At 42.7% G+C, this 7,089-nt stretch carries 5 protein-coding genes; 3 read left to right on the forward strand and 2 right to left on the reverse strand.

Translation table 11 applies throughout. The features are described from left to right. Positions 1-464 precede the first annotated feature (464 nt). Positions 465-1,142: a four helix bundle suffix domain-containing protein gene (locus HMPREF1254_RS07060; RefSeq protein WP_023057976.1), complete on the reverse strand. Its 678-nt coding sequence runs from the start codon at positions 1,140-1,142 to the stop codon at positions 465-467. 792 nt (positions 1,143-1,934) lie between these two features. On the opposite strand from HMPREF1254_RS07060, the gene HMPREF1254_RS07065 reads away from it, so the two are divergent. The 3 genes from HMPREF1254_RS07065 to HMPREF1254_RS07075 all read left to right on the forward strand — a co-directional run bounded on the left by HMPREF1254_RS07065 (position 1,935) and on the right by HMPREF1254_RS07075 (position 6,350). Then, positions 1,935-4,322: a TonB-dependent receptor gene (locus HMPREF1254_RS07065; RefSeq protein ID WP_023057977.1), complete on the forward strand. Its 2,388-nt coding sequence runs from the start codon at positions 1,935-1,937 to the stop codon at positions 4,320-4,322. A gap of 48 nt (positions 4,323-4,370) precedes the next feature. Continuing rightward, positions 4,371-5,612, forward strand: coding sequence for a hypothetical protein (locus tag HMPREF1254_RS07070; RefSeq protein ID WP_023057975.1), 1,242 nt, complete (start codon positions 4,371-4,373; stop codon positions 5,610-5,612). A 93-nt stretch (positions 5,613-5,705) separates the two neighbouring features. Further along, on the forward strand, positions 5,706-6,350 hold the full coding sequence (locus HMPREF1254_RS07075) for a TetR/AcrR family transcriptional regulator (RefSeq protein ID WP_023057978.1): 645 nt from the start codon (positions 5,706-5,708) through the stop codon (positions 6,348-6,350). Positions 6,351-6,437: 87 nt separating this feature from the next. Here the strand turns inward: HMPREF1254_RS07075 and HMPREF1254_RS07080 are convergent, their stop codons facing one another. Next, complete coding sequence (locus HMPREF1254_RS07080; protein ID WP_036880701.1) at positions 6,438-6,992, reverse strand: sugar O-acetyltransferase; 555 nt, start codon at positions 6,990-6,992, stop codon at positions 6,438-6,440. Positions 6,993-7,089: the final 97 nt, after the last annotated feature.

Consider the following 7,089-nt stretch of genomic DNA (forward strand, 5'->3'; position numbering starts at 1 on the left):
AATGTATAAGGTTTACGCCAAATACTATTATCTATCCAACTTCGTTTTCTCTGTTCAGAACGAAACTCCAGAATTTAAAAGTATTCTCACCTTTATTCGTTTCTATTAAGAATTGAACGGTTCGTAAATGTTCACCCATGAGCATCTTTAACAATACTCATGCTTCTTGTACTACTTCTGTCTTTATGTAAATCTTTTCAAAGATCGCTTCTTTGTATCGCTAACGAGTGTTTCATTTGTGTTTCATTCTCGAAAGCGGGTGCAAAAGTAAACACTTTCTTGGCAACTTCCAAATATTTTCAGAAAAAAGTTTGATTTTTAAGAGAAACTTGATTTACGTCAAGCGAAAAGGGCGTTTTCTAGGAGGGCTAGGGGTGCTAGGTAACCTAGGAGTTCTATGGATTCTAGGAAAACTGGGGATCCCAGGAAGCCTAGGGATTCTAGGGGGCGTGTGCGGCTGCCATTTATTGAGACATTCCGGTGGCTCGCAGCTTCGAGAGCTCTTCTTTCAAGCGGTTGTTTTCGGCTTTTAGGCGTTGATTCTCATCTTTCAGCTGCCGCATAAGACGGTCTTGCTGCTTGCGATAACCCGTGCGGGCGGCATACATGCGCTCTTTTATGCCTCCGTGCTCAACAAACTGTTTTTCCAAGTACTTCAAATAATTGCACATCATGCGGTCGGTAAGATGGCACAGTGTGAGCAGCGTGTTGCAATATTCCTCAGCAGTCCACTTGGCAGCAAAAGGCATATAGTGGGCGGCAAGATTATGCGTGCGACAGAATTTCAGCATTCCATCATAGCGTTTGTGCTGACTGGTCCACAGCTCAAGCCTGCGTGTGTGCAGATAGTCCTCATAATCTTCGCGCAACTCCTGCAACGACCCGCGAGCAACATTCAGTAGTTTAAGTTGCATCTCGGTAGACGTGATTCCGTCTTCCAGCCCTTCCACTATATTTTGTTTCCCCGAACGCGCAGCCTGCACCATCTGGTCTACCGTTCGGTCGCCATACTTGGGCAGGAACTTCTGACAGAACAAGAAAGTAAGCTGAAAAATGGCATCCGCCTTTTGATAGAATTTCAATTCTCCTACCGGCGTAGCGTTTCCCAGCACCCATTGATTCTCGTTCTCACCGTCAGCCATCTTGAAATCCCCGATTACAATTATTTGTTTCTCATGCTCTGCAAAGATACAACATCCGACCAGCTATTGCAAGAAAAGCGGGTTAAAAATTTGGTGCGTTCTCCAGTTGGTTGCCGCCGGGCAAAAGACATGCTATTACCAGGCAAACTCCATGCAATTGGAAGACAATACCCATGCGATTGGCACTTATTCTCCTTGCTATTGCGAATTGCTCCTGTTGCGTTTTCTTTTTCTTATTATAAAAAAAATATTTACATCGGCGACGACGACGTTTTTCGCACGCACATTCGACGACGGATAATTAGTATAATCAGTATTATTAGTATTATTAGTATATATAGGAGCCATGCTTGATTTTCAAGCAGTTAGGAGGGGGTAAATTGATTGTTCGTTCAATGTTCATTCAATTTCCGTTCAACATTCAATTGGTTTTCAAGTAGGAAAATCATGCCATTGAACTCATCAAAAAGGGAGAGGGAAGTGATTAATTCTTTACAAAAGAAGCGGAGAGAAGAAGTAAGTGAATAGATGATTTTAATTATCCACTCTTATCGAAAAAACATCATGGTTCAAGATACCTACAAATGGGTATTGCAAATTTATTTTATATGCAGTACCTTTGCCGCCAACAAAAAAAAATACTTCAATGGCAAGAAAGCAAAAGAAAGACAAATCTTTTTGTAGAAAATTTATATGTAGATGCATCAACTTTAAGTTGGTGCATCTTTTTTTGTGAACAATTTTGAATTTCATTCATTATTCAAGACTCCTCAAAAACAAAAAAAGCAAAACATGGAACGCCTATCAACATATTCTTTAAGCCTGCTACGTATCTTTTACATACTATGCTTGCTCCACACCACAAGTTACAACGCTAACGCACAAACACATGGCACAACCATACTGCATGGATATATTACCGATGAGCAGCGACATATTCCTTTGAGTGGTGCCAGTATTGAAATCATAGGGACGGAGAAGCATGCCATCAGTAACGAACAAGGTAGATATGTTCTACCCATCAGCGAAGAAGGAAAGTTTACCCTACGGGTGTCCTACATCGGCTATAAAACAAAAAAGACCAATGTAGATTTATTTGTCAACAAACAAGACAGCATTTGCATCAACATAGCTCTACATGCAAACAGTAACACACTACAAGGTGTAACCATCTTGGGCAAAAACAAGATAAGACAACTAAAGCAGTCGGCTTTGCCCGTATCGGTCATAGGCAAACGACAATTAGAGGGAACTGCCACGAATATCAATGACGTACTGGCTCGCACCGTTGGGGTAACAGTACGCAACACAGGGGGTATGGGAAGTGCGTCACGCATATCAATACGAGGGCTGGAAGGCAAGCGCATGGGCATGTTTGTTGACGAAAGCCCCTTAGGAGGATTAAATAATTTTGTGGCACTCAATGATATTCCTACCTCAATGATAGAACGTATTGAGGTGTATAAAGGTATTGTGCCCTACAAGTTTGGTGGTTCTGCATTAGGTGGAGCCGTAAACGTAGTAACCAAAGAGTATCCTCCCCTTTACTTCGACGCATCGTACGAGATAAGCTCGTTCAACACTCACCAATTATCTACTGTTCTGAAGCGTACCAACCGACGCACAGGACTGCAGTTTGGCATTGGTGGAGTGTACACCCATTCGGACAACGATTACGACATGGTTTTAGACCATTTGGATGGAAGAACCGTAAAGCGCACCCATGACAAATTTTCCAAGATTACTGGTGGCGCATCCGTGAAAGCCACCAAATGGTGGTTTGACGAACTAAAATGGGAACTGATATTTACCCACACCCGACAAGAGATACAAGGTATTGACCAATATATTCGTGAGGCTTTCAATAAGTCACAAAACATCATGACTGCGCTGAAGTTGCAAAAAGAGAACTTTTTTGCACCGGGCTTAGACCTGACTTTTGAGACACTGCTCTCGTACGGACGATATGGAATGACAGATAAAGCCAAGTGTCGCTACGACTGGGATGGCAACCAACTGCCTGCCGTATCGCCTTTTGGTGGTGAGCAAGGCAGCCATCCAAGCGATGGCGATAACAAGTCGTATGATTGGAGCGGCAAGCTCAACCTAAATTATCTCATCAATGAACACCACAGCCTCAACCTCAATGTATGTGCCAACAATACGAATATGTTTCCCACCGACTCGCTTATGGATAAGGCTTTAGGATTCAATGCCAACTTTCATAGCAGGATGACATCCACTACCATAGGACTATCGTACGACTTGACACTCTTTAATGACAGACTTCAAAACGCATTCACGATAAAAGACTTTATATATAGTTCCGACTCACGGAGTATTACCACTTACTCTATTAGTGAGCCAAAGCCCGTCAGCAGTTCAAAAAACTTTGCGGGGTTTAGCAACGCCATGCGCTGGAAGTTCTCCGACGAACTGTTGGTCAAGGCATCGTTCAACTCAGAAGTGCGCATACCATCTACCGAGGAGCTTATTGGCAACGGCTATTCCATATTACCTTCGCCAGCTCTAAAACCCGAGCGTACGACAGGATATAATATTGGCTTGCTCTATCACAAAGCATTAAAAGATGGTGGAATGATAGAAGTGGAGTTGAACAGCTTTTACAACACTTTAAAAGACATGATACGTTTCACACCCGACATGATACCTACCATGGCTCGATATAGGAACTTTGGCGAAGTGCAAACCATGGGAATAGAGTTAGAAGCCAAAGGAGACGTATTGCCCATGCTCTATCTATATGCCAACACCACATACCAAGACTTGCGTGACAAGCGAAAGATGGTTCCCGGCACAGTGGTGGAAAACCCTACCTACAACATGCGTATTCCAAATGTACCTTACTTCATGGCTAATGGAGGACTGGAATATCATCAGGAGAATATCTTTGGCGGTCGAGGACAGAATACCCGCATCATGGTTGACGCCTCATATATACACCAATATTACTACGATTTTGAGATGAGCAAATATCAAGAGCGCAAAATACCCACCTCCATGATAGTGGATGCAGCAATAGAACACACATTACAGAACAGCACATGGAGCTTTACGCTAAAGGTTAAGAATATAGCCAACCGCCGTGTCGTATCCGATTTGAATTGTCCTTTGCCTGGACGATCTGTTGCTTTCAAAGTAAGATATTTATTAAAGTAATATTTATAGTATCAATCATCAATTATATCATTAAAACAAAAAAAACGTATGAAAATCAAGATGTTATTATCAGCCATTGCTCTTTCCGTACTGGCTGCATCGTGTGGTAGCGACGACAACGCTACGCCCCAATCAAAGAAAAATACTGGTGCCAATGCCTTCCAAGGCATTGTTTTTGCGACAGGAGTTACCAACCCCGAAGGCACCAACGGCAGCGTGTACATGCAAGCACTTGCCGACATGACACCCGGGAAGTACAACAACAAAAACGCCACGCCCACAGGATTTGGTTCAACACCTATCATCACACCAAGTGGTAATCTATATTCCTTCCCCGATTATATGGGGAACTCCAAGGCAGAGATTACCCGATACAACATTGACGCGCAAGGCAACTTTGTACAAAAAGGCACACTGTCCATCCCTGCAGGAGCTGCTGCCAGCAATGTGGTAGAACTGAATGAAGAAAAGGCTTACGTTAGTTTTAATGGTTTGGGAAAAATCATGGTATTTAATCCGCAAACCATGAAAAAACTGACAGAGATAGACCTTAACTCTTTAGCACACAAAGACACCAAGGTAGCCCCAGCTGCCATGATTATCCGAGACGGCATGCTGTTTGTTGGGCTAAATCAGTTTAATGCACAGTGGATGCCAACCTCCAACACCATAGAGCTTGCCATGATTGACACCAAGACAGACCAAGTAAAAAAGCACATTACCAACACATCATTAGGCATGAGTTTTGCAACACGCCCCATAGACGCCAATTCTATCTTCATGGATGAGAACAAAGACATATACATCAACTGCATTGGGGCATTTGGTTTTATGCCTCAACATCCTGGAGGTATTGCCCGCATTAAGAACGGAAGCGAAGAGATAGACCCCACATACTGCATTCGGTTCGATCAAACAGAAGTAAAAGGCTTATCGGTCAAGAAGGGTGAATTTGCTGCAACCATGCTCTATGGAGGTAAAGGCAAACTATACGCTTATCTAAACGTCTATGGCTTAGATCCTAACGCCATGAGTAATCCTTATCTATCAATGACCAACGTACCCGTGGAGATAGATTTATACAAAAAAAGTATTACCAAGATAGAGGGCATGGAGGTAGGCAACCCTCAAGGAACAGCCATTGGTAAACACAAAAATTTAATTGTATTTGGGAGTGCCAACAAAAAAGCAAATGGCTTTTACACCTACAATCCAGAAACAAAGGAAGTAAAAGGTCCTGTATTTGAAGTAATGGGTAATCCGAGTTTCTTTTATAGTTTTGCTAAATAAAGAAAAATAGAAGATTGAGTCTGTTCGTTGCTTCTGCTTCAGAATTCCAAAAGAACAGACTCAAACTTTTTCGCAGTATAAAATACGCTCAACATGCAGACACAAAAAGACGAAATCAAAGAACGAATCATCGCTGTTGCCCGACAAGAGTTTATTGCGAATGGAGTGAAAAACACATCTATGCAGCGCATTGCATCACTTTCGGGCATTGCGGTTGGCAACATATATCATTATTTCAAGAGCAAAGACCATTTGTTTAGGTGCGTCATACACCCCTTATTAAAAGCCTTTGAAACCTATCGGCAAAATGCCAACCAGTCATCGTACGCCACATTGGACATATTCAGATACGACTCATATTTGGAAGGCATGAAAGAATTGGTCACATCATTAGTTGTTCCCTATCGTGATGAATTAAAACTTTTGCTGAACGAGGCTGACGACACCTCACTTCATCATGCCATTGACAAGATGATAGAACAACAAAGTATTGACGGAATGAACTACATCAAACGAATGAAGCAGCAATATCCGTACATTAACGACCAAATATCACCTCATTTTCTCCGTGTGCTTTGCAATTTATGGAAAGAAGTAATCAAAGAAATTGTAATGCACGACAATCTGACGCCCAAAGAACAAGAAAGCCTTATCCTCGATTACGTTAAATTTGACGTGGGTGGCTGGAAATACATGATGAACATTCAGGACACATTGGACTTAGAAACCGACGACTAAACAACAAAGGTTCCAATATCTGTCACTCTTGAGGAATAAAAAGAGAGGACGCAACTGTAAATTGGATGACAACCGAGCGGAGAAGTTTTATCGCAGACGCTTTTTTATAACTGCAGGATTGCCCACTGCCAAACAGTCATCGGGTATATCATGCACTACCACAGAACCTGCTCCGATGATACAACGCTTGCCGATGGTAACACCCGGACACACAATGACGCCCCCACCCAACCAGGTATCATCGCCAATACTGATGGGGTGAGAAACCTCTTGGGGCAAACGACGCTCCAAATAGTTCATCGGATGTTGCGGAGTGTACAGCTGACAATTGGGACCTATAAGGACATGATGCCCAATGCGCACATAAGCTCCGTCCAAGATAGTACAGTTATAATTGAGAAATGTATGCTCACCCATCACAATGCCATGCCCGTGGTCGCAATGAAAGGGAGGACAGATGGTGGCGCTCTTCGGGATACCAGGGATGAGTTGTTCGATGACATCACGATAATGTCCGTCGGTGAGCGTCATGGTCTGCAACTGGCGACACAAGTCTATTGCATGTGCAATACTGGCCACAATCTCTGGGTCTGCAAAGGAATACCGCTCCTCTGTACGCATCTTTTCAAATTCGGTCTTCATCATTTTCTTTTTCTTGGTGGTAAAGTTACTCATTTTCCTGCATTGTCACAAAGAAAACAACAGAAACACAGCACATTCAACATATCTTCTTCGAAAG

Origin of the sequence: Prevotella sp. BV3P1 (genome assembly GCF_000479005.1) — a bacterium.
Lineage (GTDB): Bacteria > Bacteroidota > Bacteroidia > Bacteroidales > Bacteroidaceae > Prevotella.